We start from the raw sequence: 25107 nt of genomic DNA, 5'->3' as shown, positions 1-25107 counted from the left end.
ACGGTGAAAGACAGATGAATGAATTAAGTTGGCTGGCGGAGGGCATTTAACAGCGCCACACCCACACCGTGCGCTGAAGCGGGATTCTGCCCCGTGATAAGGCGTCCGTCGGTAACCACGTTTTCAGACCAGTTCGGGGCCTCATGATGAAGCGCGCCATGCTCGCGGAGTGCAGTCTCAAGCAGGAAGGGAACCACATCTGTGGTGTGAACTTCTTCCTCTTCCTTGTTGGTAAAGGCCGCCACGTTTTTGCCTTTCACCAGGTATTCGCCGCTGCTGAGCTTTGCGTCAACCAGTGCCGCAGGTCCGTGGCAGACGGCTGAGACAATCCCATCACTTTCATACACTTCGCGGATAATACGCTGGGCATCCTGGCTGTCGCGGAAATCCCACATGGTTCCATGCCCGCCCGCAAAGAAAACGGCGCTGTAATCGGTACCGTTCAGCTCGGATAACGAAGGCGTTGTGGCCAGGCGCTGCTGAAAATCGGTTTCGTTCCAGAACCAGGCGTTGACAGAGTCACTGAGGTCAAATCCATCCACCGGCGGCTGTCCCCCGCGAATGCTGGCTATCGTCGTTTTTAGTCCGGCATCTTCCAGTACTTTCAGCGGATGCGTCAGCTCAGCCAGGAAAAAACCGGTTGGTACACCGGATGCGCCTTTAATCGGATGGCTGGAAACGACACACAGCACGGGTTTATCTGCAGGTTTCATATCGGGCCTCACTCTTTATTTTTAAATTCAGCGGCAAAGAGATTTTCCCAGTTAATAAAGGAGCCAAGCGGAATGCACTCAAAGCTTAATAAGCCTGCTTTTGCCAGCGGGAATTCGGCCATTACGTTCATCGCTTCATCGACAGAGTCACATTCAAGAAAAATAGCGACGCCAGGTCTGTCCTGACGGAAGTAAATGTCGCGGATGAAGCCGGATTTATACAATCCCCAGGCGTGCAGCGCTTCAGCGTTAAGGTGTGGAGCATATTTTTCCAGCGATGCTCCAGGTGCGGGGATATCCAGACATAAAATTCGCATCATAGTCTCCTGAACTCAGGTTGTTGTAGAAAGAGATAAAAGTATAAGAGGCGAATTTCACGAAGATTAGAGGGGCATTGACTTAAGCATCTTTAGGCTGTACTTAATAATTAAGCAGTGATTGCTTAAGGAACACATTATGAATAACGCCCTGTATAACCAGATACGCATCTTTCAGAGCATTGCACGTGAGGGCAATATTTCGGCAGCCGCAAGAAAACTGGAAATTACGCCTCCCTCCGTCAGCAATGCGCTTAAATTGCTGGAAGAGCATATTGGCCATCCGCTTTTTGTGCGTACGACCCGCCGTATTGAGCTGACAGAAACCGGGCAGCTGTTGCTGGAACAGACCGCCGCGGCGGTGGAGTCGCTGGAAAATTCGCTTGAAAGCATTCGCGACCAGAATCAGGAGCCCTCTGGTGTGGTGAGAATTACGCTCTCGCGTTTTGCCTATCTGTTAATTCTCAAGCCTGCAATGGCGGAATTCTGTCAGCAATACACGGGTATACAGTTGGAAATATCGGTTTACGACGGTACCGTGAATATCATCGAAGAGCGTTTTGACCTTGGGATCCGTTTTGGCGATATTCTCGAAGGTGGGGTGGTGGCGCGGCCGTTAATGAAACCCTTTCGTGAAGGGTTATATGCATCCTCAGCTTATATTCGCGAGTATGGAATGCCCGAGGTGCCGGCTGACCTCAGTCAACACAAGCTGATTGGCTACCGTTTTATTACGAACAACCGCATCCTTCCGTTGATTCTTAACGACCGCGGAGAGCAGTTGACGGTTGAGATGCCCGGGCAGTTAATCAGTAACGATATCGACGTTATGGCTGACGGGATCCGTAACGGGCTGGGAATTGGACGCCTGTTTGAACCCATCTGGCAGTTACAGCCCGACAGGGAGCACTTTATCCCCGTGATGGAGAGTTACTGGAAAACCTACCCGCCAGTCTATCTCTATTACCCTAAAAATGCGGGTAAAACGAAAAGAGTGAAGGCCCTGATTGATTTTCTGATATTCGCTACGGGGCGATAAAGACGATAACGCATCGTCCCGTATGGAAGCGCTATTTCACAGCTCCAGCGGCCTGGCCTCCTGTATGAACTCAATCAGAAGGCGAAGCCCGGTCGGCAGTTGCCGGCGGCTTGAATAATAGATATAAAAACCTTCCTCCAGCGGGGACCATTCCGTAAGCACCAGGCGGAGCCGTCCATCCTTCACACAGGGTGCAACAAGAGGCTCCGGAAAATACATCAGGCCGGCTCCACCTAATACGGCCACAAGACCCGTTTCAGCCTGGTTGACCGTCACTGAGCCAGGCACAGTGATTTGGTACGTTTCGCCATCTCGCTCAAGTTCCCAGCGATAAATCCGATCGTCGCCGAGACGATTGCTTATACAGCGATGGTGCAATAAATCATCAGGATGTTCAGGCGTTCCGTAGCGTTCAAGGTAGTCGGGGGATGCTGCGATAACCCAGCGAATATCGGCAGATAAACGCCGGGCAACCATGTCTTCCGGGACGGTGCCACCATAGCGGATACCGGCATCGAAGCCCGCATCAGTGACGTCAACCATACGGTTGCTGGCCACAATATCGATTTCAATATCGGGATAGCGATCCATAAAAGCGGGCATAACCGGTGCAAGCAAAAGATTGGCTGCTTCAACGGCAGCATTGATGCGGATACGCCCGGTAGGCGTATTACGATACCGGTTAAGCGATTCAAGCGCGCCTTCTATCTTGTCGAAAGGCTGAAGGACAGACTGAACCAGTTCTTCACCTGCAGCCGTAGGGGTAACGCTCTTGGTCGTGCGATTAAGCAGGCGAACCCCGAGCCTTGTTTCCAGTCCCTTCAGGGCATGACTAAGCGCTGATGCACTGACACCTAATTCAATCGCCGCACGGCTGAAACTGCGATGACGTGCAATAGCCATGAAATAAATGAGATCGGCGACATCAGCTCTGCTTATTTGCATACAGAATCGTTTTCCTTGTGCGTTAAGGCCCGAATGCGTTGATACGGAAATGATATACACCATAGACCGACCAGGGCTAATCCGTTGCTGAATTTATTTCACAAGTCCATCCACTCATCGCCTCTCACTGAACACGTTGTGCTTCGTTATTCTTGAAAATTATGCGCTCTGGCCGTCGGTCAGGGCGGAATATTCACCTAACGGAGCCGTGTATGAACTATACGCATCTTGGCCGCACCGGCCTGAAAGTCAGCCGCCTTTGTCTCGGAACCATGAATTTTGGTGACGTCACCGACGAGAAAACCAGCGCCCGCATTCTGGATGAAGCGCTTGAGGCGGGTATCAATTTCATTGATACAGCAGACGTGTATGGCACCGAGCAATCACCCGATATCCAGCAAGGTTCGGGGCTGTCCGAAGAGATTATTGGTCGCTGGCTCCAGCAGGGTGGCCGCCGTGACCGTATCGTTCTGGCGACGAAAGCCTATCAGCCTATGGGACCAGGTCCGAACGATCGCCGTCTTTCTGCTTACCATATTCGCAAGGCCTGCGAGGACAGTTTGCGACGGCTTAAGACCGACCATATTGACGTCTATCAGATGCATCACATCGATCGTTATACACCATGGGAAGAGGTCTGGCAGGCCATGGAGCTCCTTGTTCAGCAGGGAAAAGTGCTTTATATCGGTAGCAGCAATTTCGCAGGCTGGGACATTGCGACTGCGCAGTCAGTTGCCACGGCCCGTCATTCCCTGGGCCTGGTTGCTGAGCAAAGTCTCTACAATCTGACTGCCCGAACTGTTGAGCTGGAGGTCATTCCCGCATGCCGTCATTTTGGCCTGGGACTGATTCCCTGGAGTCCACTTGCCGGAGGGTTGCTTGGCGGCGTACTGAAAAAGATGGCCAGCGGGCGCCGTGCGAGGCCCGCGTTTGCCCGTCTAATCGAACAGTATCGTCCGCAGCTGGAAGCCTACGAAGGATTATGTGAGGACCTCGGCGAAACCCCTTCCGATGTGGCGCTTGCGTGGCTCCTGCAGAATCCTGTCGTTACTGCTCCACTTATCGGGCCTCGTACGGCGGAACAACTCCGGGAGGCGCTTCACGCAACAACAATCACGCTATCAGACGACACCATGAGCTGTCTCGACGAAATCTGGCCCGGCCCCGGGGGAGAAGCGCCCCAGGCTTATGCCTGGTAATGCCCAAATTAATGAATCCTTTCTTCGCTATAGGGAGTTCCAGTTTATGAGCAAGATGATGCATGACCAGCATTCTACTTCCGTACCCGCTTCCTGGGATCGTCGCAATTTTCTGATCGCCGGCGCCGGTCTGGCGTTGGCCGCTACCACCCTTGGCAGGAGCGGAGCCGTGATGGCTAAACCGGCTGGTCAGGACACGTCGAGCGCCCCTTCGGATGCTGTTCCCGTCCAGAAGGAGACCTTAACCACGCGTAAACTCGGCTCGCTGGAGGTTTCCAGCATGGGACTCGGGTGTCTGCCTATGGTGGGGTATTACGGCGGTGGTCCGCGCGATCGTAAAGCCATGGTTTCGCTCATCCGGGCCGCCTTCGAACAAGGCATCACGTTCTTTGATACTGCCGAGGTGTATGGCCCCCATCTCAGTGAAGAATTTGTCGGGGAAGCACTGGCCCCCGTTCGCGATCGTGTGGTGATTGCCACTAAGTTCGGTTTCGGCGTGGAGGAGGGGAAGCCAACCTCACTCAACAGCCATCCTGACCATATCCGCCGCGCCGTAGAGGGCTCGCTAAAGCGTCTGAAAACGGACCACATCGATCTTCTTTATCAGCATCGCCCCGATCCTAATGTGCCGATCGAGGATGTGGCGGAAACCGTGAAGGTGTTGATCCAGGAGGGTAAAGTGAAACACTGGGGACTGTCGGAAGCGAGTGCCAGGACAATCCGCCGCGCACATGCGGTACTCCCTGTGACTGCAGTACAGAGTGAGTATGCCATGTGGTGGCGTGAACCGGAGACGAGGATATTTCCAACGCTCAAAGAGCTGGGTATCGGCTTCGTACCTTACTGCCCGACCGCCCGGAGTTTCCTTGCCGGGGCAGTCAATCCAGATCAGCGGTTCGACAGCACAGATAGGCGGCATAACCTGCCACGCTTCCAGCCCGATGCCCTGGCCAAAAACATGGTACTGCTTGAATTCGCGCAGTCGTGGGCCCGTCGCAAAAACACCACTCCGGTTCAGTTCGCGCTGGCGTGGGTTATGGCACAGCGGCCATGGATTGTCCCTATCCCGGGTACGACGCAATATCCGCACCTGATAGAAAATCGCGGTGCACCGCAAGTCCGGTTGACGGACAGCGAGTTACGCGAAATCGATGCAGCGCTTGCCAGGATCCCATTGCAGGGCGGTCGCGCAGATCCGTTTACCGAAAGTCAGTTTGATAAAAGTTAAACGGTGATGGCCACCTTTTTTCACATCAGTGGCCAGGGAGACCCGGCAACGCCGGGCCAGGGTAGGGCATTAACAGTCCTGTATTGCTGAAGGCGGCGTGAGTGAAGGTGGCGTATCCGGAAGCGGGGGAATGATCCCGTCGACGGGGTGCGGCAGATAGTGTGCCTCGAGTTCCATGATTTCGGCATCGCTAAGTGAAAAGTCCAGCGCGCTGATAGCCGTAGAAAGATGTTCTGGTTTTGTCGCGCCTACGATCGGTGCTGTGATGACCGTTTTTGATAGCAACCAGGCAATTGCAACATGGGCTCTTGGCACATCGTGCTTTTCGGCAATTCTGGCAACGACATCAATAACGGGCTTATCCAGAAGGGCTGCGTTCTCATACATTTTTAACGCAAAGGCATCGTTTTGCGTTCGTCGGGACGTGACACTCCAGTCGCGCGTGAGCCTGCCGCGTGCCATCGGACTCCAGGGGATCACACCAACGCCCTGGTCTTCACACAGGGGCAACATCTCGCGCTCTTCTTCCCGGTAAAGCAGGTTGTATTGCGGTTGCATCGTAATAAATCGGGTCCAGCCGTTACGCTCTGCAGTATGCTGCATTTTTGCAAAGCGCCAGGCTTCCATAGATGATGCGCCGATGTAACGTACTTTTCCTGATTTAACGAGGTCATGCAGAGCCTCCATGGTCTCTTCAACAGGCGTGGAGTGGTCAAAGCGGTGAATCTGAAAGAGATCCACATAATCCATACCTAAGCGCATCAGGCTATCGTCAATAGACTGGAAAATGGCCTTGCGGGAAAGAAACCCGGTATTGGGTGAGTTGCGCCACGGAAAGAAGGTCTTTGTCGCCACAACGATCTCATCGCGTCTGGCCATTTCTCTCAGCGCTTTACCAGTGATCTCTTCAGAACTTCCGCCCGAGTAGATATTCGCGGTATCAAAAAAATTAATGCCCGCTTCAAGCGCCTGACGAATGAGCGGACGTGACGCCTTTTCATCCAGGGACCAGGGTTGAGGCAAACGTTCAGGTTCACCATAGCTCATACAACCGAGACAAAGACGGGAGACTTGCAAACCGCTACGACCCAGATTCACATACTTCATTCTGTGTTCCTTCTTTTATTGCCAGCAATTCTGTATGTGACAGGGTATTGCACAGACATGAAGGGAAACAGCATGCGCCATCGAATGGTGTTTTGAGTTTTTTTCACAAATCCTCGTAATCGACAGTGAAAGACGAGAAGCAAGAGGGAGGTCAGAATTAGTAACAGATTGATGTATCGGCCCGTGATTAACTATCAGATGTCATTTAACATAATATACATTATGCGCACTAAGATGGAGGCAGGAAAAATCTGCCTTTCTACGGTCGTGATTGCCCTGGTTATAGAAAGCTTGTGAGCTGCCAACTCCTACGTTTATACAAGGTTAAAAAACGTTTGATATACTCAAGCCTTTGACCATCGCTCCCGCAGACTTATGGAAATTGAACTCGATAAAAGCTTTAAAGAAAGGATTTTCCACGCTGTCATTTTTGAAGTGACGGCCAACGTCATTATCGCACTGTCTCTTGCATGGTTGATGAACGTTTCGGTACTCCAGTCCGGTTCGTTGTCCGTGATATCCGCACTTACCGCAACGGCCTGGAATTTTGTCTTCAATAAGCTCTTTGACTCCCTGCAGAAAAAACATCAGTTTCAACGAACATTCCTCGTTCGCGCCATCCATGCGGTTGGTTTTGAAACGGGCCTTATCGTCTCCTTAATTCCTGTAGCCATGTTCATGCTGGATTTAACGATCGCTGAGGCATTTTTTGTTGAGATTGGCCTTGTTCTGTTTTTCCTGCCATACACGATGCTCTTTAACTGGCTTTATGATTACCTGCGTTGGACATTCGTTGGGCGGAAACGGTCTGCTGTGTAGCGAATCTTGATATCGGTCACATTCACAACCCCTTGATCGCATTGGACTCCACTCTCTTTCTATACTTCCCATTTCGTTATCACTTTTTGAGGAGTCCATAATGTTTGATCATGTGAAATTCGGCGTCAGCGATTATGAGAAAAGTAAAGCCTTCTTCCTCATGGCGCTTCAACCGCTCGGTGTCGAACTCGTCGATGAAGACTCTCCTGACTATGGCGTCGAAATGAGTTCCGGCGACGTTTCTCTTTGCCTTTTTCAGTCGAATGATAAACCTGCTCCGCTTCATCTGGCCTTTGTGGCCACGACACGCCAGCAGGTTAATGACTTTTACCATGCCGCGCTGCGCGCAGGCGGACGCGATAATGGCGCACCGGGATTGCGCTCCTACGGCAAAAATTACTATGCAGCATTTGTCATTGCGCCTGACGGTCATAATATCGAAGCGGTATGCCATGCCCCCGAGGAGGAATAATTTAACTTCGTAAACATGCATGATAATGCTTGATATTGCACGATAGTGCCGATTATTATCCCCGTAATGTGACACGCAAACCTGCAACATCATGCAAAAACACTTAACGAGGTGAATATGACGCAACAGCTGATTTTGATTGCTGGCCCCTATCGGAGCGGTACCGATGGCATTCAGTCCCGCATTGATGACAATCTTGCCCGTCTTGAACGTGCTGCATTAGCCGTTTACCAGCTCGGCCACGTTCCGGTGATTGGTGAATGGCTGGCGCTTCCACTGGCGAAGGCCGCGGGCTCGAAGTCTGTAGCCGATGAGGTCGCAGAATCGATGCTGTATCCCGTTGCGCACCGGCTCATCGCAAAATGCGATGCGATTTATCGTATTGCCGGCGCGTCTCAGGGCGCGGATATGGACATAGAGGTTGCCCGTAAACACGGCCTCACGATTTATACCGCACTTGAAAGCATACCTCAGGCTTAACGGTGCCTGCGCCAGCCAGTGTTCTGGCTGGCTCACGCGGTAGCCAGCACGATCGATACCCCTTTTTCCGATACCGCATTCACCCAGCCACGATCGGTATCGCCTTCGACGACAATCGTATTTGCCAGTGACACATCGCCTATTACAAATGATGACGCCGTGTTTATTTTTTCCGGCGACGCAAGGACAACCGTCTCCGCGGCTCTGCCGGAAAATGCACGTTTGATGCACGCCTCTTCGAAATCACCGGTCGTCAGCCCTGCTTCCGGATGGATGCCGGTCACGCCCATAAAGAACAGATCCGCATGAATGTTTTCAATGCCTTCAATAGCCGCCGCGCCGACGGCCACAATCGAATGCTTATACAAACGGCCACCGATCAGAATCACTTCGATGGAAGGATGATTAACAAGCCCCAGAGCAATGCTCGGACTGTGCGTCACCACGGTAATACGCAGGTCATGCGGTAAGAGGGCTATTAGCTCTGAGGTGGTCGTTCCTCCGTCAACGATCACCACCTGGCCCGAAGAGATCAGCTGCGCTCCCTTCTGCGCCACCTTTCTTTTGGCATCCATTTTGACGGACTGTCGTTCCGCGAAAGGCACAATAGCGGAAGACGACGGCAGCGCGCCGCCGTGAACTCGCTGTAAACGCCCTTCTGCCGCCAGCTCGCGTAAATCGCGTCGGATGGTGTCTTCAGAGACGTCGAAGAGAACGCTTAGCGCTTTTGACTGAACCTGACCTTCGGTGCCGAGCTTTTCGAGGATCAATTGTTTTCGCTGACTGGTGAGCATCATGGATTCCTGATGTTGCATGTTTAATCTTGAAACTGCACGCTAATGCTGTTATTGATAGTTACTCTACGTAAGGAGGATGAAACGTGCAATCAAAACGTGCAGATGTGCGCATCATTGACAGTGAAACGCTGTCCGATAACTGGTACTTACTTAAAAAATATACGTTTGACCTGCAAAGACGCGATGGCGAATGGCAGCGGCAAACGCGTGAAGTTTATGACCGGGGGAATGGCGCCACGATCCTGCTCTACAACCGTGACCAAAAAACGGTGATTCTGACCCGCCAGTTCCGCTTCCCGGTCTTTATTAATGGCCATGAGGACGATCTGATTGAGGCGGCGGCCGGCCTGCTCGATAACATGGATCCGGAAAGCCGCATTAAAGCAGAGGCGGAAGAAGAGACCGGGTTTAACGTGTCGAGCGTGCAGAAAATCTTTGAAGCCTATATGAGCCCTGGCTCCGTTACGGAGAAACTCTACTTCTATCTTGCCGAGTATCATCCGAAGGACAAAACCAGCGCAGGCGGCGGTATCAAAGCGGAGGGAGAAGATATCGACGTACTGGAAATGCCCTTTGAAGAGGCATTGCGGGCAATTGATACGGGCAAGATCGTCGACGGAAAAACCATCATGCTGCTCTATCATATTGCGCTAAAAGGCATTCTGTAACCTGCCGCTTTCGACGCCTGCCCCGGTGCAGGTGTCGGCCTGTGCTATCCTTGCTGAAACACGCAAAACGGAGATCTGAAGATGGCCGACTGGAACCCTTCGCTTTACCTGCAATATGGCGCCGAACGAACGCGCCCCGCCGCTGAGCTGCTTGCCAGAATTCCCCTCGATGACGTAGCCACCATCGCCGATCTGGGCTGCGGGCCGGGCAACAGCACGGCGCTGCTGCACCATCGCTGGCCGAAAGCTCAGATCGTCGGCGTCGATAACTCACCTGCCATGCTGGAAGAGGCGCGTAGTGCACTGCCCGGCTGCCAGTTCGTTGAGGCCGATATCCGCCAGTACAAGCCTGGCCAGCCGCTGAGTCTGATTTATGCCAATGCTTCGCTGCAATGGGTTCCTGACCATTACGATCTTCTGCCTCATCTGGTCTCTCTGCTTGCGCTAAATGGCGTACTGGCGATCCAGATGCCGGATAACTGGCTCGAACCCACGCACGTGGCGATGCGCGAAGTGGCGCTGGAGCAGGACTATCCTGACCGCGGCCGCGAACCGCTGCCAGGCGTGCATGCCTATTACGATATCTTGTCGGAGGCCAGCTGCGATGTGGATATCTGGCGGACAACCTATTTCCATAAAATGAGCTCGCACCAGGCCATCATTGACTGGGTCAGCGCCACCGGTTTGCGGCCGTGGCTCCAGGATCTGAACGAGAGCGAGCAGAAACGTTTCCTGAAACGCTATCACGAACTGCTGGAAGAGCAGTATCCACTCCAGGAAAACGGGCAGATACTGCTGGCTTTTCCTCGGCTATTTATCGTTGCCCAGCGTCAGCCCTGAACGGGGCTATGAACGGGCCTCTTTGAGCAGCTGCTGAATAACTTTTTCCTGCTGCTCATAATCACCTTCACCAAAGACGGTATAGCGCAGCTGGCCTTTTGCATCGAAATAGTAGTGTGCGGGCCAGTACTGGTTGCCGAAAGCGTTCCAGATTTGATAGTTGTTGTCCGTTACAACCCGGTACGGGAGTTGCCATTTATTTACCGCGTTTTTCACCGAGGCGATCGGTTTCTCCCAGGGATATTCAGGCGTGTGTACTCCTATGACGACCAGGCCCTGAGACTGGTATTTTGTTGCCCAGTCGCGCACGTGCGGAAGCGTATGCTGGCAGTTAATGCAGTCCCAGGTCCAGAAATCGATCAGAACCACTTTCCCGCGTAATGATTCAGACGTGACAGGGTCACCGTTCACCCACCCTGTCCCACCACTTAATGAAGGCAGCTGGCTGCTGGGCTCGGTCATCACTACCGGCTGAAGCTTCGGCGGCTGCGTGGCAGGTTTGGCCAGATTCAGCAGCGCGGTTTCTAGGCGATCCGCGACGCCGTTTGCGCCCTGCAGAAAAGACGTCATCCCCGTTGCGTTAAAGACGACGGCCGCTAACATTACCACGCCTGCCCCCTGACGTAGCTTTTCCATCAGCGCCGATTTGGCTCTCAGCGGCGCCATCAGCGTGCGGCCTCCGAGAACGAGTAAACCCAGCATCAGCGCGCAGCCGCTACCATAGGCGGCCAGCAAAGCGCCTGTGGCAATGGCCGAATGTCCGGCAATATTGATGCTGAAAATGGCGCCCAGGATCGGTCCCGCGCAGGGAGACCAGAGCAGCCCGACCGCAAGCCCGGCCAGAAATGCCGATGCCATACCGCGCGTTTGCCCGCTTCGGGCGTTGAGGACATTTCCTGCGCTGACAGCCGGCCCGGCAATACGCTGGGCAAAAGCAGGAAAAATTAAGGCCAGCGCGGCCGCGGCCAGAACGATAAGCGCAATCCAGCGCCCGATGATAGTTGCGTCTGTTATCCACTCGCTGGCAACGGTGACCACCATCGCCACCAGGGTGAACATGACAATCATCCCCGCGAGCAGCGCCAGAATGTGCCGCCGCTGCCCCTGAAAACCGGCGAACAGGAGTGGAATAACCGGGAGCGTACATGGACTGAGCAGGCTTATCATCCCGCCCAGAAAAGCAATTATCAGAAACATAAACACCTCACAATACAAGTCCTGCGACGCTGCAGTGAGGTTATTTCATCGTGCGGATGTGTTCAGGATATGTGTAAAAGCGTGGTTTTTGTCTGGCTCTGTATCGCCCTTTCCGGAAGATACAAAGCCGTACAATTAACGGCGCGGGAGTGTAATCGAGACGTCCAGCCCGCCCTCTGCGCGGTTTGCCAGCTTCAGCTTTCCGTCCAGCTGTGCGGTGAGCTGCGCAGCGATCGCCAGGCCAAGGCCTGTCCCGCCGGTATCGCGGTTGCGTGATGTTTCCACACGATAAAACGGCTGTAATACTGCCTCCAGTTCGGCATCCGGTATACCCGGCCCGCCGTCCATGATGTGAATGGTCACCTCTCCGGTAGTCGAGTCATCAATGCTAATGGTGGCGTACTCGCCAAATTTCAGGGCGTTATCCAACAGATTGGTCATCACCCGGCGAAGCGCCTGAGGACGCGTGACGATGGGCAAACGGGTTTCACCTGCCTGAAACTGCACGTTTTTACCGATGTCCTGATAATCGCAGGCGATGCTGTTTATCCAGGCATTCAGCTCAAGCTTCAGCGAGGTTTCTTCCAGCAATTCAGATGACCGGGCATACGCAATACCCTCCCGCACCAGACGCGTCATATTATCAAGGTCGTTTAAAAGCTTGTCGCGCAGTTCAGGCTGTTCGGCCATCTCAACACGAAGCTTCATGCGGGTAATGGGCGTCTGGAGATCGTGCGAAATGGACGCCAGGATCTGCGCCCGCTCCCTGAGATAGGACTGAATTCGCGCCTGCATCGCGTTGAAGGCATGCGCTGCACGCTGCACCTCAACCGGCCCCTTTTCCGTCATTGGCGTGTTGGCGGCCGGGTCCAGGGAATCTACCGCGCGGGTAAATTGCGAAAAAGGCCGTACCACCTGCCGCACGGCGATCCAGGAGCAGGCAGCCAGCACGAGCAGCTGCAGAATCAGAACCACGGGCAGCCAACTGGCGACCGGCGGCATCCGTGGGATCAGATCGATGGTCAGCGGCGCGCCATCGCGTAACGTGAGATGCGCCTGGATGTGTGAAATGGCGCCGGGAACGGCAGTGAAGCTGAGCGGATACCGTGCCGCAAGCGTCGCTTTTAAGGTTCGGATGGCGTCCCGCGAACGCTTATCCGTCGGCGCGTTGCCGGGTTCTCCCGGCCCCAGAATATAGCGGTAGTTACCGCGTTCAAGTCGCGGCAGCCAGGCCGCGCGTTCATTGGCGGGTAAGCGGTCTAAAATAGCCACGCTGGTCGCGACATCGTATTCCAGATTACCGAGCATCACCGTTCGGGCGCTGTGCATTCGCTCAATCATGACCAGCGTCAGACTCAGGGCGTTGGCCAGCAACAGTCCGGGCAGCACGACGATCAGCAAGCGGGCCAGCAGCGAGCGGGGCCAGAGCGTCATTCGTTAGCCTCTTTGATGGTGACCGGCATGGTAAAAACGTAGCCCTCGCTGCGCACGGTTTTGATATACGCGGGCGTGCGGGCATCTTCATTCAGACGCTGGCGAACCCGGCTAACCAGTAGATCGATTGAGCGTTCAAACAGTTCGGCATCACGCCCCTGCGTCAGGTTGAGCAGCTGATCGCGGGTCAGCACCCGCTGCGGGTGGTCAAGGAAAACGCGCAGCAGGCGATATTCTGCCCCGCTGAGCGCCACGATTACCCCTTCCGGGTCAATCAGGTGGCGGGCAACGGTATCGAGCTGCCATTCACCGAACGTCACCAGCCGCCCTGCTTCCGTGACCTGTAAATTGGGCGGCATCGTGCGAAAACGGCGTAAAATCGCTTTGATACGTGCCAGCAGTTCGCGGGCGACAAACGGCTTCACCACGTAGTCATCCGCGCCCATCTCCAGACCGAGGATCCTGTCCGTCTCCTCATTGCGGGCCGTCAGCATCAGAATAGGCAGATCCTTGTGTTTGCCGCTGCGTAATTGCCGACACAGCGTAAGCCCGTCGTCGCCGGGCATCATAACGTCCAGCACCACCAGGTCGATATGCTGCTTATCCAGCACGACGCGCATCTCTTTGCCGTTTGCCGCGCCAGTGGCGCGATAACCGGACTTAACGAGATAGTCGATAATCAGTTCACGAATATCCCTGTCGTCATCGACGACAAGGATATGATCAATATGCTCCACCGAAATCTCCAGACCGAAGGGTAACGTATTGAAAATAGCACATTTCAGAGTTTGTCAGCGTCAACAACTGCCTTGACGAAATCCTGCGGATCTTCCTGAGGGGGATTGTGCCCCACGGTTGCGCCGAAGGTACGGTGTTCATATTTACCGGTAAATTTACCCGCGTAGGCCTGCGGTGCCGGATGCGGCGCCCCGTTGTTTCCGCCTTCGATGGTGATCGTTGGAACGGTGATATTCGGCAGTGTGGCCAGCTTTTGCTCGTAGCTGTCGTATTTGCGCTCGCCTTTTTCCAGCCCTAAGCGCCAGCGATAATTGCTAAGCGTCACCGCAACGTGATCCGGGTTATCAAGGGATTTGGCGCTGGCGTTGAAGGTTGCATCGCTAAATTTCCAGTCAGGCGAGGCCTGAGACCAGATCAGACGAGCGAAGTCATGGGTGTTTTTGGCATAGCCTTCAGCACCACGCTCGGTGGCGAAATAGAACTGATACCACCACTGCTGCTCCGCTTTTGGCGGCAACGGCTGTTTGCCAATCTGCTGGCTGCTGATGAGATAACCGCTCACCGAAACGAGCGACTTAACGCGTTCTGGCCACAGCGCCGCAACGATATCCGCCGTACGGGCGCCCCAGTCATAGCCTGCAAATACCGCCTGCTTGATATTCAGGGCGTCCATCAGGTTCACGATATCTTTCGCCATTGCGGAAGGCTGGCCGTTGCGCGGTGTTTTTGCAGACAGGAAACGCGTAGTGCCGTAGCCGCGCAGGGAAGGTACAATCACGCGGTAGCCTTTTGCCGCCAGCGCAGGCGCGACTTCAGCGTAGCTGTGAATATCGTAGGGCCAGCCGTGTAATAAAATAACCGGTTGGCCGTCTTTAGGACCAATGTCGACATACCCGACGTTAAGATCGCCTGCGTTAATTTGCTGTGGACGATCGAAAGCCGCCGCGAAGTTAGTGCCGGTGACTTCGGCCTGACATGACATGACGGTGCCAAGGGAAACGGTGAGAGCAAGCGTTGAATAAGCGAGTTTGCTGAACATGTTGGTATCTCCGGTTGAGTACAATTCACGGGGATATAACAACACTGCAATGTATAGCGGATATGTGCGAAAGCGGGTTTATTGCAAGCCTGCGTATGTATCCGGTATGCAGATACAGTGTGATACAAACACAGGCGCTGTTGCCTTACAGAGAGATTCGATAGCGGACGTAATCGTCAGCGTCACCGTATCGATCGTAGAGTTTACGTGCCGGATTGTTCTCCCGGGTGACCCAGTACAGTTTTGACCACCCTTCACGCTTGCCTTCCGCTATCAGGGCATCAATAAGCGCCTTACCCGCTCCCGCGCCGCGTTCGTCGGCATCAACAAACAGATCTTCCAGATAGCAAATGGGCGCGGTTGACCAGGTTCCCTCGTGCAGAACACACATTGAGAAACCGATGACCTTTTCGTCTTTCTCTACCACGCGGCAGAACATCGGAGAATGCGCTGAAAGCGCCCTTTCCCATGTCGATGCGGTGACGGGCTCGTCAAGGTAGCAATCATAAAAATGGGTATAGCCATCCCACAGCGGTCGCCACTGGGAATAGTCGTCTTCGCGGAGAGGTCTTACCGTGACAGCCATGCGTTCCTCACATTACAAGTCGATTGCCATTTCAAAACAGCGTAAATCAGCCCCCGCCATACGCGAGTGATGATAGTTTTCGCGCAGCGTCACAAACCCCAGTTTCTGATAAAAGGACTGGGCGTTAGGCGTTGCATCAAGCCTCAGGCGGGTGATTCCCCGACTGCGCGCCTCGTTTGTAAGCGCCTTGATAATCCGGGTCGCCATGCCTCTCCCGGTGGCTGAGGGCAAGGTGAATATGGCCTCCAGGCAATGGGTATCAAGATCCAGGTAGCCGGTTGCCGCAATGACGCCCTTCTCGTCTTCCACCACGTAAAAAGGGTATTGAATGATCGTTTGACGGTAATGCTCGGGCATCAGATCCGGCGTCCAGCGTGCAATCACGTCAGCGTCGTAGCTGGTTTTGCAGCCGTGACGAATCGCCTGATTGCGTATATTCCAGAGTATTTCGGCTTCCTGGGGTTGAGCAGTTCGTAACGTCATATCACCTCATTAATGGCTTTTTAGCCGCATTTCGCGTGCCAGTCTGGCAAGACGCTGAGTGCGACAATAGAGCGTAAACAGCACAAAGCCTCTGCTGTTCATCACCATCCGACAAAGTAGCAGAGCAAAAAATGCGATGACCAGTGGCCAAAGACTTCCGTCATGAGAAAGCAGTATATGGAGCGCCTGAACGAGGGTCGTTATCAGCAGAATGATGAACAAGGCCATAAACCCCAACAATCCAGACGTCTTTCCACGGGCCAGAAGTACGCTTATCGCAATGAGCACGCCTGTCATTGTTAATGATGGTATGAAAAAACTCAGTGCATGATGTAATGGCGATAAGCCCGGCAATGCGTGAAGAAAAGGCAAAAGGTTTAATGCAAATGCCACTAAAAACAGAGGTAACAGCGCCGCTACCGGATAAGGATTTTGACGCGGAAGCTCGCTGAGCGGCCGGGAAAAATACCGTTCCAGCTTGGGAGTGGAATGGTTTAAAAGGCGGCTATCACGACGAGCAACAGCCTCTTCTATCTCTTTGCCATGCAGCAGGAAATCCTGGAATACGCGTCCGGTTAAAAAACTCAGAAAGCTCATCAGAATACCGCCAGCGACTGAATGGTACCGATAATGTATTTACCCGTCCGTGGTATGTTACCGGGTGACGCAACCAATACCACTTTGACCATTAGGATGACGCTGACCAGAACGAACCAGGTATCGTTGAGCTCCATCAGCATAAATGATCCCGGCTTGTGTGAATTCGCGATTACAGTCCATTGCGGAACCCAATGCTTTGAAATCGAAATCCGCAGCTCCAAAACCTGCCATGCGAGCATAATCATATCCGGGTAGATTTTTCTCAGGATTCATTCCAGGCAAAACCATACATTACTCCTTATGTTTGTGGGTAGGTTAACCCAACTAATCTGACGGTAATCGAGAGATCTGCAGAGCAAAATTTTGGTAGTAAATAAGTTACAACGCAACTAAACAGAATGTGATAGAAGTGAAAATACCAGAACGCAAACAAAAACATAACGCTTAAATATGGAGATCCGCAGATGACGATACCGACACTCACGACAGAACGTCTCCTGCTGAAACCGCTGGTTGCCGAAGATGCGGTTCAGATTCAAAAGCTGTATCCGCGTTGGGAGATCGTCCGCTATATGGTCTCTACAGTGCCCTGGCCCTACCCGGATAACGGCGCGGAAAATTATGTCAACAACGTCGCGCTGCCGGATATGGCAAAAGGGATTGCCTGGTTCTGGAGCATCCGCCGTCGCGAGGTGCCGGATGAGTTGATGGGTATTATCTGCCTGTATGACGTTGACGATAATAACCGCGGATTCTGGCTGGCGCCGGAGTTTCAGGGACAGGGGTATATGCGTGAGGCCAGCATTGCGGCGACGGATTACTGGTTTAATACGCTGAACAAACCCGTTTTGCGGGCGCCGAAGGCCGCCGCGAACAGCCGCTCCCGTCGTTTTTCAGACAGCAGCGGCATGCGGCTTATCAGAACGGAAAAGAAAGCCTACGTCAGCGGGATGCTGGACTCCGAACTGTGGGAGATCACCCGCGACGAGTGGAATGCCCGTCAGGTCAGCTGATAGTGCTTATCCGGCATCAGCCTTTCCGGAATGTTCTCTTCATCGTTGATCTGCAGCAGATCGCGTTCCATCATGTTGCAGATGGCGTCCAGCGGCAGGTCGTTATCTTCTGTGCCAAACGGGTCTTCCAGCTCTTCCGCCAGGGTATCCAGCGAGATAAAGGTGTAGGAGATCAGCGCCGAGACAAACGGCGTCATGTAGTGCAAGTCCACAACCAGCGCGAACGGCAGCATGATGCAGAAGAGATACACCGTGCGGTGCAAAATCAGCGTATAGGCAAACGGCACTGGCGTTGTCGCAATGCGCTCGCACCCGGAAAGGACGATGGACATATCGTTCAGACGGTTGTTCAGGCTGTGAAACAGGATGTCTGAGAGTTGCCCGTTACGCCGCCGTACGGCCAGCCACTCCCCCATGATCAGTAAAATACGGTTTGCCGGCGAGTTGGCGCCCATTACCTGACGTAAAGCGTCCGGAGCCAGATAGCGAGAGAGCTGCTCAGCGTCCATGTCCCGGCGCAGGGTCATGCGCAGGCAGTTGGCAAAGGCGATCTGCAGGCGGACAAACTCCCCCAGGTGCTTATCGTCAGGCAAGGTGTTTTTTACCTCGCGAAACAGCGAGCGTGCCGCTATCATCAGTTGCCCCCAGAGCAGGCGAGCCTCAACGTAGCGCGAATAACAGGCGTTGTTTCTGAAACCCAGAAAGATAGCAATTGCCACGCCGAGAATGCTAAACGGTGCCACGGTAAATTTGATGCCGAGTGAGGTATACCACGGCAGCATCAGAATAACGGCGATAGAAAGCAGGAAGTTGAGCAGCAGTCGGGTATAGATTTTAGGAAGTACCGAACCATGCCAGACAAAAATCAGTTGTAGCCAGTGCTGTTTAGGACGAACGATCATAGTGAGTTTCAGGCAAGAAAAGAGCGTGGCTATTAAACGTGATCCCCGTCACGGTTGCAAGCATGTTAACGGAACATTGCATTTTCTCATCTGAAGAACGTAAACCGCACGGTGCTGCATGTTTTTTTTAAGTAATGGCAAATAGTATGTTGTAACTAAAGTAATGCCTGTTTAAACCCGGCCGAAGCCGGGTCACGTGATTAGCAAAGCGGCTTCACCGCCGCGCGCATACCCTTCAGCAGAATGGCATCAAGATCGAGCGTTACCTGGTCGACGAGACCATCCAACTTCGTCAGGTCCTGCTCCCAGTGCGCTTCCTCGCTCAGCACGGCGTGCACCAGTTCACGGGTAGCTATTTGATTATCGCGATGCTGCGCCCATAGCTGTTGATACCGTTCCAGCCAGAACGCATCATCCTGCACCGGGTAGCTCTCCCCGTTACGCTCCGCGCGATAAAATGCGATCAGTGCCGCCAGGGCAAACGTCAAACGTGCGGGTAATTTTCCCACTGCCTTCTGCCCTGCCAGCAGCTGCGGAAGAATACGCGTGCGATACTTGGTCATGCCATTGAGCGCAATGGAAAGCAGCTGGTGTCTGATGTAGGGGTTCCGGAAGCGCCCTGTCACCGCGCTGGCGAAAGATTCCAGCTCGTCACGGGGCAGATCGAGGACCGGGACTATCTCGTGATAAATCGCTTTTTCGACAAATGCGCAGATCGCTGCATCGTTCATCGCCTCGCCCACGGTATCCAGCCCGGACAGGAATGCCACCGGCACCAGCGCCGTGTGCGCACCGTTCAGGATGGCGACTTTGCGCTCTTTGTAGGGCTTGATGTCGTCCACGATTAGCACGTTTAGCGGATACTGATCCAGGCGCAGCTCGCGGGCAAGAGATTCAGGCCCCTGAATAACAAACAGATAGAAGTGTTCAGCCGTATCCAGGAACCCGTCGTGATACCCCAACTCAGCCTCCAGCGTGGCCGCTTCGTCGCGCGGATAACCGGTCACGATGCGGTCAACCAGCGTTGAGCAGAAGCTGTTCGCCTCGTTCAGCCACTGGATAAAGGCGGCAGGCAGCGTCCACTCCTGCGCATAGCGCAACACGAGTTCACGCAATGCGTCACCGTTGTAGTCAATCAGTTCACACGGAATGATGATCCAGCCTTTGTCAGGCGCACCGTTGAAGTGGCTAAAGCGCTCAAACAGTAGCCGCGTCAGCTTCGCCGGATAGCTCACCGCAGGGGCATCATCGAACTTATCCCCCGCGTGGTAGCTGATGCCAGCTTCGGTGGTGTTCGAGAAAACAAAGCGCATATCCGGGTTGTGGGCCAGCTTCAGAAATGTGTCGTAATCGTCGTAGACGCTAATTTCACGGTTAACGGAGCGGATAAGTCGAGCGTCGCTCACCTCTTCGCCCTGCTCATTCAGGCCACGAATGATGGTGGTGTACAACCCATCCTGTGTGCTTAGCGAAGGCGGGAAGTCGCTCTGAATAGGACGAACGATAACCACACCGGCGTTGAGATCGGTATGTTCATTCAAGAGGTCAATTTGCCAGTCGACAAACGCACGCAGGAAATTGCCTTCACCAAACTGAATGATGCGTTCGGGGTACTGCGCACCGGGAAAATCACGACGGTTGAGCGTGTTCACAAGGGGTTCCTTTTATGATTAGTCATACAGCCTGATAATATTGGTACGATAACTTATCAAAACTTTACGACCAGAAACCCTGTTTCGATCAATCCCGGGCGTGGTTGTGAAATAATTACAGGAATTTATAGAATACCGACGTGGCCGTCATGGCGCCGTCCGGCATCAGGGCGTAGCACGGGATCTCACCGACCTTTTGCCAGCCGGCACGCTGGTAGAAGGTTTCCGCGCCGCTGCCGGTGGAGGTATCGAGCACCAGAACCGAAATGTTTCTTGACCGGGCCTCAGCCTCCAGCGCTTCCATCAGCGCCATTGCGGCTCCTTTACGCCGCGCCTTTTCATGAACCAGCAGCTTTGCCACGTCCGCACGGTGCGGCTGGTTTTCCGGCTGGTCGGTAATCAATTGCACCGTGCCGATAACGCCCTCCTGCGGATCGATACTGGCCAGCACAACGCGCTCGTTGCGCCCTACGCTGTCAGCTATGCCGAGCCAGAATGAACGGGCCTTTTCCGGGCTAAAAGGCAGCATGAAGCTGACGGATGCGCCGCCGTTAACGCAGTTTTCGAGGATTTCGGACAGCGCATCAAGATGGGTGAGAATATCGTCCCGGGAGAGGTTTTTAATTTGCAGTGGGGTATTCATTGTTGAGTCCTTACGTTGAATACCCTCACTTTGCATTTAACATTTTATTAACGCAAACGAAACGGCCATACGGTTTTGTTATGTTACCTGGCCCGCTGCCGCTGCTGCTTCATGGCATACATTTTTTCATCGGCATCTTTGAGCCACTGCTGCAGGTCGTTGCTGTTATGATCGAATTCGCTGAGCCCCCAGGAGAACATAAGCGACCACGGATGTAGCTTGCGCGCATTGTAGTTTTCAACCTGCTCAGCGAGATACTGCATGGCAATCCACGCGCCCTTCTCATCCGTATCGGCAAAGAGCACGGCAAACTCATCGCCGCCGAAACGAACCAGCAGATCCGCTTCGCGGAAAGAGGCGCGCATCAACTGCGCCATGGTTTTTAAAGCCTTATCCCCCTCTTCGTGCCCGTAGCGATCGTTAATATCCTTAAACCGATCCAGATCCAGCCAGCCGAGCGTTAACGGCTCAGCCCGGCGTCGGGCTATGGAGAGCGTGAAGCGCACGAGCTGGTTAAAGCCCCGTCGGTTGAATAATCCGGTCAATTCATCGGTTGTCGCCGCGCTGATTGCTGCAAACTCGTCTTCAGCAAGCGCGCCCAAATCCCCCAGCACGGCGAGATCGGCCGCTGAGAACTCCCGCGGTGCGTAATCAATCAGGCAAAGCGAGCCAACGCTTGCGCCGTTGCGCAGGCGCAGCGGAAAGCCTGCGTAAAACCGCACGCGAGGTTCGCCGGCCACCAGCGGGTTATCTGCAAAACGATCGTCCTGAAGCATATCCCCCACAATTAGCGGTGCTTCGGTGAGGATGGTATGACCACAAAATGAGATATTACGCGGAACGGAACCGGGTGCCTGCCCATCAGCCGACTTAACGATCAGCGTATGCTCATCAATAAGGTTGACCATTGCCAGCGGTACCTGGAAAAAGCGCTTTGCCAGACGCGTTAAGCGGTCAAACGCCGGGGAACTGTCAATCTCAAGCAGACCCGATTCGCGCAGCGCGTTAAGTCTGTCCATTTCATTTTCAGGTGTTGCAGGTGCTTTCATAATGTCTCCTGACGTAAAGCGTTACTCAAAGCGTAGCTTAAACAGAGACATTGTCAGTGTTCGACATCCTGTTAAGCCGCTATCCATTTTTACGTCAATGCCTTATGACGATTTGCTCGTCCGCCAGCCGGGCGCGAGGCTGGAATGCCCGATGGCGTTAAGAGCAGAACGCATTAATTATCATTTTTGGGCGTTCATCTGTATCACCAGCCAGTGGTGGATAACGCTGACGATATAGTGCTGCTGCTGCGCGCTCAGCTGCACGCCCTGGGGAATGCTATGCCATTTTGCCAGACAACCCCGACAGCAGGTCGCGGTGGCATGCTGGGCGATAAACACCGGATGGCCGCGCATGGGCGTCTGCTTACCGTCGTTTGCGGGCTGCGCCGGTGCAAGGCGTTTAGCGACAAAATCGGCGGCATGCTGGTCAATGGTTTCGGGGCCTTTGTCCCAGCAGTACTGCCGTTCCTTATTGCCCAGTCGAAAGCGCGAGCGAAACGTCGATCGCGCCAGACGGGAAAAGAGAGGGTCCAGGTCAGACATCAGTATACGGAACGTCCAAGACGTTGAGTCAGCTTCTCCAGAACTGCCACGCCGGCAAGTGAATTTCCCGTTTCGTCCAGTTCCGGGCTCCAGACGGCAATCGCCATTTCATGCGGCACAATCGCCACCACTCCGCCGCCAACGCCCGATTTGGCCGGAAGGCCAACCCGCCAGGCAAACTCGCCGGCGTTCTGATACATGCCGCTGGTTGCCATCAGGGCGTTAACCTGACGCGCCTGAAGCGGGGAAACCACCTCCTGATCGAGATGCGGCGCGTGTCCCTGGTACGCAAGGAACAGAAACGTCTGGGCCAGCTCAACGCAGCTCATCTTCAGGGCGCAGTAATGGAAGTAGTTTTGCAGCACGGTCGCCACATCGTTGTGGAAATTGCCGAAGGATTTCATCAGCCAGGCAATAGCCGCGTTGCGGGCGGAGTGTTCAAACTCCGAGCGCGCCACCACTGAATCGTAGGCAATGTCATCCACGCCCGAGAGCTGACGCACGATCTCAAGCATTCGCTGACGCGGTGCGCTGAGGCGGCTTTGCAGCATATCGCAGACCACCAGCGCCCCGGCATTGATAAAGGGGTTGCGCGGTTTACCCTGCTCGATTTCGAGCTGAAGCAGTGAGTTAAAAGGCTGGCCGGACGGATCTTTCCCCACGCGCTGCCAGATCTCCTCTTCCTCGTACTGGCGCATCGCCGCGACCAGACTCAGCACTTTAGAAATGGACTGAATGGAGAAACGTTCAGTCGCATCGCCGGCCTGGTATCGCTGTCCGTCTATGGTACAGATAGCGATGCCCAGCTTATTCCCGCTCACCGAGGCAAGGGCCGGTATATAGTCGGCAACCTTACCCTTTCCCAATAACGGACGAACCTGCGCCAGAATCTCGTCCAGCATCTCATTATGGATGACCGCAGCCACTCTTATTGCTCCTTGCCCTCAGGCTAAAACGGGCTGCGAGTATAACAGAGGCTAATGTATTGCGTCAGGCGCTAAGACGAAAACGCGAAACGGCCTGCAATAAAAGATCGGACTGCTTTTGCAGGCGTTCTGAGGCTTCCGAGGCGTCAGAAACCAGCAAATCCGTCTGGCGGGAGACCTGATTCAGCGCCTGAAGCTGGCGGGTCATCTGGTGAATACTCTCTCCCTGGCTGAGCGTGGCGGTTGAGATCTCATTCAGCAAACTGCTTAAATTCCCCACAAGCCCAGTGACCTGCTGCAGATTCTCTTCCATCAGGTTAACGGCACGAGAACCGTCTTCAATGCCCTGCAGCGAGCGGTTAATAAGCTCCTGAATGGTCTGCGTCGAATGGCTGCTTTTTCTGGCCAAAAGCCCGACTTCCCGCGCGACAACGGCAAACCCTCGCCCCTGGTTTCCGGCATGGGCGGCCTCAATGGCGGCGTTCAGCGCCAGAATGTTAGTCTGAAACGCCACGCTGTCGATCATCGCCACGATCCCGCGCATCTCTGAAGATCGCTCGACGATCGCCTGCATGGACGCATTCACGGTCGACATCATCTGGTCGCCGCCCACCGCGGCCTGACGCGCTTCATCCGCACGCGAGCTGGCGAGCCGGGCATAGCCGGTATTGCCTTCCACGTGGGTTTCCAGCGCCGCGATATGCGTTGTCACCTCCTCCAGCTCTTTTGCCTGACGCGCCGACTGCTGATACAGCTTCTGGTTTCCCTCTGCGAGGGAGCCAATGTTCTCCACCATCGTGGCTGTGGCGTGGCTGACCTGGGTCACCAGCTGCTGAAGGCCGCGCTGCATGGTGGCAACGCTGTCGCTGAGCTGCCCGGTCTCCCGGTTAAAACGCATAACGTCGGGCGGCGTGCCGGAGAGATCCCCGGCCGCCAGCCGGTTAATATGCGCAATCAGGCGACGCAGCGGCGTAATCACCCAACGGGACATGCCGAACCAGACCGCTACGGCGATGGCGAGCAGCAGAACAGGCGCCAGCAGGAACAGCGTTTGCAGACCGGAGAGCTGCGCCATCAGGGCCTGACGCCCCTGCATGGCCTGCTTCTCGCTGGCCTGCTGGTAGCGCGCGTAGTTGTCGTTAAAGTCGGTCTGAAACGCCTGCGCCGGCACGGCAAAAAAGGCATCAATGGAGTTGGTTCTGACAAGCGCTTCCGATTGCTCTTTAATGGCATCGTAGAAAAGCTGGTAGCTGTTAATCAGCGCCTCATCTTTTTGCGGGCTGAGCGCCAGCCAGGCCTTCCATGCCTGCTGAGAAACCGCCAGCGACTTTTGTGCGTCGTCCATCAGGCTGTGCCAGCTTCCTTCCGAGCCTGTCTCTTTATCCTGCATAAACCAGACGCCGGAGCGGTTGAGCAGATCGCTCGCCGCCAGCAGTGAGACGCGCGCCAGATCCAGTTTGTTCTGCTGCTGGTACGCCAGCAGATTTTGCTGTTCGTTGCGCTGAGCTTCCTTCAGGGAGGCGTTAAGCAGAAAGGATGAGGAGAGCTGCAGCGCGGAGAAAAGGCCAATGATGCAGAAGATACCCGTCAGCAGGCCAAACTGGCGAGGGATAATACGCTGCGCAATACGACGAAAAATTTGCGTTAGGTTCATAATTTTCTTCAGTAACAAGACGTT

29 protein-coding genes are annotated in these 25107 nt (G+C 54.3%); 9 read left to right on the top strand and 20 right to left on the bottom strand.

The genetic code is table 11. The annotated features are described in order from the left end of the window. Window positions 1-23: 23 nt before the first annotated feature. Complete coding sequence (locus ACR42C_RS11605) at window positions 24-713, bottom strand: type 1 glutamine amidotransferase domain-containing protein (protein WP_116339868.1); 690 nt, start codon at window positions 711-713, stop codon at window positions 24-26. Window positions 714-721: 8 nt separating this feature from the next. Then, window positions 722-1030: a hypothetical protein gene (locus ACR42C_RS11600; protein ID WP_014831950.1), complete on the bottom strand. Its 309-nt coding sequence runs from the start codon at window positions 1028-1030 to the stop codon at window positions 722-724. Window positions 1031-1169: 139 nt separating this feature from the next. Between ACR42C_RS11600 and ACR42C_RS11595 the strand changes: the two genes are divergently transcribed. Beyond that, a complete protein-coding gene (locus ACR42C_RS11595; RefSeq protein WP_479985174.1) occupies window positions 1170-2069 on the top strand; it encodes a LysR family transcriptional regulator in 900 nt (299 codons plus the stop codon). A 36-nt stretch (window positions 2070-2105) separates the two neighbouring features. Here the strand turns inward: ACR42C_RS11595 and ACR42C_RS11590 are convergent, their stop codons facing one another. Then, the gene (locus ACR42C_RS11590) at window positions 2106-3014 is read right to left on the bottom strand and encodes a LysR family transcriptional regulator (protein WP_320719535.1); all 909 of its coding nucleotides are present in this window, start codon (window positions 3012-3014) and stop codon (window positions 2106-2108) included. A 212-nt stretch (window positions 3015-3226) separates the two neighbouring features. Here ACR42C_RS11590 and ACR42C_RS11585 point away from each other — a divergent pair, with 212 nt between their 5' ends. Together ACR42C_RS11585 and ACR42C_RS11580 are read left to right on the top strand one after the other, a co-directional pair. Continuing rightward, window positions 3227-4213 carry an aldo/keto reductase gene (locus ACR42C_RS11585; protein WP_096927994.1) on the top strand — a complete coding sequence of 329 codons (987 nt, stop codon included), beginning with the start codon at window positions 3227-3229 and terminating at the stop codon, window positions 4211-4213. 46 nt (window positions 4214-4259) lie between these two features. Beyond that, window positions 4260-5441 carry an aldo/keto reductase gene (locus ACR42C_RS11580; protein WP_479985173.1) on the top strand — a complete coding sequence of 394 codons (1182 nt, stop codon included), beginning with the start codon at window positions 4260-4262 and terminating at the stop codon, window positions 5439-5441. A gap of 69 nt (window positions 5442-5510) precedes the next feature. On the opposite strand, the gene ACR42C_RS11575 is transcribed toward ACR42C_RS11580, so the two are convergent. Then, complete coding sequence (locus ACR42C_RS11575) at window positions 5511-6548, bottom strand: aldo/keto reductase (protein ID WP_116339876.1); 1038 nt, start codon at window positions 6546-6548, stop codon at window positions 5511-5513. Between the two features lie 375 nt (window positions 6549-6923). On the opposite strand from ACR42C_RS11575, the gene ACR42C_RS11570 reads away from it, so the two are divergent. The 3 genes from ACR42C_RS11570 to ACR42C_RS11560 all read left to right on the top strand — a co-directional run bounded on the left by ACR42C_RS11570 (window position 6924) and on the right by ACR42C_RS11560 (window position 8319). Next, window positions 6924-7367 carry a PACE efflux transporter gene (locus tag ACR42C_RS11570; protein ID WP_080327072.1) on the top strand — a complete coding sequence of 148 codons (444 nt, stop codon included), beginning with the start codon at window positions 6924-6926 and terminating at the stop codon, window positions 7365-7367. 100 nt (window positions 7368-7467) lie between these two features. After that, entirely contained in the window at window positions 7468-7839 is a 372-nt protein-coding gene (locus tag ACR42C_RS11565; RefSeq protein ID WP_479985172.1) for a VOC family protein, read from the top strand. Window positions 7840-7956: 117 nt separating this feature from the next. Then, window positions 7957-8319, top strand: coding sequence for an NUDIX hydrolase (locus ACR42C_RS11560; RefSeq protein WP_479985171.1), 363 nt, complete (start codon window positions 7957-7959; stop codon window positions 8317-8319). A gap of 32 nt (window positions 8320-8351) precedes the next feature. Here the strand turns inward: ACR42C_RS11560 and ACR42C_RS11555 are convergent, their stop codons facing one another. After that, window positions 8352-9113, bottom strand: coding sequence for a DeoR/GlpR family DNA-binding transcription regulator (locus tag ACR42C_RS11555; RefSeq protein WP_479985194.1), 762 nt, complete (start codon window positions 9111-9113; stop codon window positions 8352-8354). Window positions 9114-9199: 86 nt separating this feature from the next. On the opposite strand from ACR42C_RS11555, the gene ACR42C_RS11550 reads away from it, so the two are divergent. Together ACR42C_RS11550 and tam are read left to right on the top strand one after the other, a co-directional pair. Next, window positions 9200-9784, top strand: coding sequence for a GDP-mannose pyrophosphatase (locus ACR42C_RS11550; protein WP_479985170.1), 585 nt, complete (start codon window positions 9200-9202; stop codon window positions 9782-9784). Between the two features lie 81 nt (window positions 9785-9865). Beyond that, window positions 9866-10624 (top strand): trans-aconitate 2-methyltransferase, encoded by a 759-nt coding sequence (gene tam / locus ACR42C_RS11545; protein WP_479985169.1) that lies wholly within the window; start codon window positions 9866-9868, stop codon window positions 10622-10624. A gap of 6 nt (window positions 10625-10630) precedes the next feature. On the opposite strand, the gene ACR42C_RS11540 is transcribed toward tam, so the two are convergent. The 8 genes from ACR42C_RS11540 to ACR42C_RS11505 form a co-directional block, all read right to left on the bottom strand. Next, window positions 10631-11821 carry a cytochrome c biogenesis protein/redoxin gene (locus ACR42C_RS11540; protein ID WP_479985168.1) on the bottom strand — a complete coding sequence of 397 codons (1191 nt, stop codon included), beginning with the start codon at window positions 11819-11821 and terminating at the stop codon, window positions 10631-10633. 135 nt (window positions 11822-11956) lie between these two features. Continuing rightward, the gene (locus tag ACR42C_RS11535; protein WP_479985167.1) at window positions 11957-13255 is read right to left on the bottom strand and encodes an ATP-binding protein; all 1299 of its coding nucleotides are present in this window, start codon (window positions 13253-13255) and stop codon (window positions 11957-11959) included. After that, window positions 13252-13992, bottom strand: coding sequence for a response regulator (locus ACR42C_RS11530; RefSeq protein WP_479985166.1), 741 nt, complete (start codon window positions 13990-13992; stop codon window positions 13252-13254). Before ACR42C_RS11530 ends, ACR42C_RS11535 begins: the two co-directional genes overlap by 4 nt. Window positions 13993-14036: 44 nt before the next feature. Continuing rightward, on the bottom strand, window positions 14037-15032 hold the full coding sequence (locus tag ACR42C_RS11525) for an alpha/beta fold hydrolase (protein WP_116339894.1): 996 nt from the start codon (window positions 15030-15032) through the stop codon (window positions 14037-14039). A 145-nt stretch (window positions 15033-15177) separates the two neighbouring features. Further along, window positions 15178-15618: an N-acetyltransferase family protein gene (locus tag ACR42C_RS11520; RefSeq protein ID WP_479985165.1), complete on the bottom strand. Its 441-nt coding sequence runs from the start codon at window positions 15616-15618 to the stop codon at window positions 15178-15180. Between the two features lie 12 nt (window positions 15619-15630). Beyond that, window positions 15631-16101 carry an N-acetyltransferase family protein gene (locus ACR42C_RS11515; protein ID WP_479985164.1) on the bottom strand — a complete coding sequence of 157 codons (471 nt, stop codon included), beginning with the start codon at window positions 16099-16101 and terminating at the stop codon, window positions 15631-15633. A 9-nt stretch (window positions 16102-16110) separates the two neighbouring features. Continuing rightward, on the bottom strand, window positions 16111-16698 hold the full coding sequence (locus ACR42C_RS11510; protein ID WP_479985163.1) for a hypothetical protein: 588 nt from the start codon (window positions 16696-16698) through the stop codon (window positions 16111-16113). Further along, on the bottom strand, window positions 16698-16841 hold the full coding sequence (locus ACR42C_RS11505; RefSeq protein WP_163329390.1) for a hypothetical protein: 144 nt from the start codon (window positions 16839-16841) through the stop codon (window positions 16698-16700). Before ACR42C_RS11505 ends, ACR42C_RS11510 begins: the two co-directional genes overlap by 1 nt. A gap of 324 nt (window positions 16842-17165) precedes the next feature. On the opposite strand from ACR42C_RS11505, the gene ACR42C_RS11500 reads away from it, so the two are divergent. Then, window positions 17166-17714 carry a GNAT family N-acetyltransferase gene (locus ACR42C_RS11500; RefSeq protein WP_320719543.1) on the top strand — a complete coding sequence of 183 codons (549 nt, stop codon included), beginning with the start codon at window positions 17166-17168 and terminating at the stop codon, window positions 17712-17714. Here ACR42C_RS11500 and ACR42C_RS11495 read toward each other — a convergent pair. From ACR42C_RS11495 to ACR42C_RS11465, 7 genes are all read right to left on the bottom strand, one after another. Continuing rightward, a complete protein-coding gene (locus tag ACR42C_RS11495; RefSeq protein WP_479985162.1) occupies window positions 17702-18616 on the bottom strand; it encodes a bestrophin family protein in 915 nt (304 codons plus the stop codon). The two genes, ACR42C_RS11500 and ACR42C_RS11495, sit on opposite strands and share 13 nt — an antisense overlap. Window positions 18617-18816: 200 nt before the next feature. Beyond that, window positions 18817-20268 carry a tagaturonate reductase gene (locus ACR42C_RS11490; RefSeq protein ID WP_479985161.1) on the bottom strand — a complete coding sequence of 484 codons (1452 nt, stop codon included), beginning with the start codon at window positions 20266-20268 and terminating at the stop codon, window positions 18817-18819. A gap of 115 nt (window positions 20269-20383) precedes the next feature. Further along, window positions 20384-20911 (bottom strand): GNAT family N-acetyltransferase, encoded by a 528-nt coding sequence (locus tag ACR42C_RS11485; protein ID WP_479985160.1) that lies wholly within the window; start codon window positions 20909-20911, stop codon window positions 20384-20386. 83 nt (window positions 20912-20994) lie between these two features. Further along, window positions 20995-21960, bottom strand: coding sequence for a sensor domain-containing diguanylate cyclase (locus ACR42C_RS11480; RefSeq protein WP_320719545.1), 966 nt, complete (start codon window positions 21958-21960; stop codon window positions 20995-20997). A 180-nt stretch (window positions 21961-22140) separates the two neighbouring features. Continuing rightward, entirely contained in the window at window positions 22141-22503 is a 363-nt protein-coding gene (locus ACR42C_RS11475; protein WP_320719546.1) for a DUF4186 domain-containing protein, read from the bottom strand. Further along, the gene (gene glsB, locus ACR42C_RS11470) at window positions 22503-23405 is read right to left on the bottom strand and encodes a glutaminase B (RefSeq protein ID WP_479985193.1); all 903 of its coding nucleotides are present in this window, start codon (window positions 23403-23405) and stop codon (window positions 22503-22505) included. The genes ACR42C_RS11475 and glsB overlap by 1 nt, the downstream gene beginning before the upstream one ends. An 88-nt stretch (window positions 23406-23493) precedes the next feature. Next, entirely contained in the window at window positions 23494-25083 is a 1590-nt protein-coding gene (locus ACR42C_RS11465; RefSeq protein ID WP_479985159.1) for a methyl-accepting chemotaxis protein, read from the bottom strand. Window positions 25084-25107: the final 24 nt, after the last annotated feature.

It is taken from the genome of Enterobacter sp. MG-EB028, assembly GCF_056673305.1.
This window is presented reverse-complemented; position numbering and strand designations above follow the sequence as displayed.

What these genes read in the sequence shown, in the direction of transcription:
- ACR42C_RS11525 (WP_116339894.1), bottom strand. Translation starts at nt 15,032, where the DNA reads ATGTTCAGCAAACTCGCTTATTCAACGCTTGCTCTCACCGTTTCCCTT.
- ACR42C_RS11480 (WP_320719545.1), bottom strand. Translation starts at nt 21,960, where the DNA reads ATGAAAGCACCTGCAACACCTGAAAATGAAATGGACAGACTTAACGCG.
- ACR42C_RS11535 (WP_479985167.1), bottom strand. Translation starts at nt 13,255, where the DNA reads ATGACGCTCTGGCCCCGCTCGCTGCTGGCCCGCTTGCTGATCGTCGTG.
- ACR42C_RS11510 (WP_479985163.1), bottom strand. Translation starts at nt 16,698, where the DNA reads ATGAGCTTTCTGAGTTTTTTAACCGGACGCGTATTCCAGGATTTCCTG.
- ACR42C_RS11520 (WP_479985165.1), bottom strand. Translation starts at nt 15,618, where the DNA reads ATGGCTGTCACGGTAAGACCTCTCCGCGAAGACGACTATTCCCAGTGG.
- ACR42C_RS11600 (WP_014831950.1), bottom strand. Translation starts at nt 1,030, where the DNA reads ATGCGAATTTTATGTCTGGATATCCCCGCACCTGGAGCATCGCTGGAA.
- ACR42C_RS11540 (WP_479985168.1), bottom strand. Translation starts at nt 11,821, where the DNA reads ATGTTTCTGATAATTGCTTTTCTGGGCGGGATGATAAGCCTGCTCAGT.
- ACR42C_RS11585 (WP_096927994.1), top strand. Translation starts at nt 3,227, where the DNA reads ATGAACTATACGCATCTTGGCCGCACCGGCCTGAAAGTCAGCCGCCTT.
- ACR42C_RS11560 (WP_479985171.1), top strand. Translation starts at nt 7,957, where the DNA reads ATGACGCAACAGCTGATTTTGATTGCTGGCCCCTATCGGAGCGGTACC.
- ACR42C_RS11505 (WP_163329390.1), bottom strand. Translation starts at nt 16,841, where the DNA reads ATGCTGATGGAGCTCAACGATACCTGGTTCGTTCTGGTCAGCGTCATC.
- ACR42C_RS11485 (WP_479985160.1), bottom strand. Translation starts at nt 20,911, where the DNA reads ATGAATACCCCACTGCAAATTAAAAACCTCTCCCGGGACGATATTCTC.
- tam (WP_479985169.1), top strand. Translation starts at nt 9,866, where the DNA reads ATGGCCGACTGGAACCCTTCGCTTTACCTGCAATATGGCGCCGAACGA.
- glsB (WP_479985193.1), bottom strand. Translation starts at nt 23,405, where the DNA reads ATGCTGGACGAGATTCTGGCGCAGGTTCGTCCGTTATTGGGAAAGGGT.
- ACR42C_RS11500 (WP_320719543.1), top strand. Translation starts at nt 17,166, where the DNA reads ATGACGATACCGACACTCACGACAGAACGTCTCCTGCTGAAACCGCTG.
- ACR42C_RS11595 (WP_479985174.1), top strand. Translation starts at nt 1,170, where the DNA reads ATGAATAACGCCCTGTATAACCAGATACGCATCTTTCAGAGCATTGCA.
- ACR42C_RS11590 (WP_320719535.1), bottom strand. Translation starts at nt 3,014, where the DNA reads ATGCAAATAAGCAGAGCTGATGTCGCCGATCTCATTTATTTCATGGCT.
- ACR42C_RS11495 (WP_479985162.1), bottom strand. Translation starts at nt 18,616, where the DNA reads ATGATCGTTCGTCCTAAACAGCACTGGCTACAACTGATTTTTGTCTGG.
- ACR42C_RS11570 (WP_080327072.1), top strand. Translation starts at nt 6,924, where the DNA reads ATGGAAATTGAACTCGATAAAAGCTTTAAAGAAAGGATTTTCCACGCT.
- ACR42C_RS11605 (WP_116339868.1), bottom strand. Translation starts at nt 713, where the DNA reads ATGAAACCTGCAGATAAACCCGTGCTGTGTGTCGTTTCCAGCCATCCG.
- ACR42C_RS11575 (WP_116339876.1), bottom strand. Translation starts at nt 6,548, where the DNA reads ATGAAGTATGTGAATCTGGGTCGTAGCGGTTTGCAAGTCTCCCGTCTT.
- ACR42C_RS11555 (WP_479985194.1), bottom strand. Translation starts at nt 9,113, where the DNA reads ATGCTCACCAGTCAGCGAAAACAATTGATCCTCGAAAAGCTCGGCACC.
- ACR42C_RS11580 (WP_479985173.1), top strand. Translation starts at nt 4,260, where the DNA reads ATGAGCAAGATGATGCATGACCAGCATTCTACTTCCGTACCCGCTTCC.
- ACR42C_RS11465 (WP_479985159.1), bottom strand. Translation starts at nt 25,083, where the DNA reads ATGAACCTAACGCAAATTTTTCGTCGTATTGCGCAGCGTATTATCCCT.
- ACR42C_RS11475 (WP_320719546.1), bottom strand. Translation starts at nt 22,503, where the DNA reads ATGTCTGACCTGGACCCTCTCTTTTCCCGTCTGGCGCGATCGACGTTT.
- ACR42C_RS11515 (WP_479985164.1), bottom strand. Translation starts at nt 16,101, where the DNA reads ATGACGTTACGAACTGCTCAACCCCAGGAAGCCGAAATACTCTGGAAT.
- ACR42C_RS11565 (WP_479985172.1), top strand. Translation starts at nt 7,468, where the DNA reads ATGTTTGATCATGTGAAATTCGGCGTCAGCGATTATGAGAAAAGTAAA.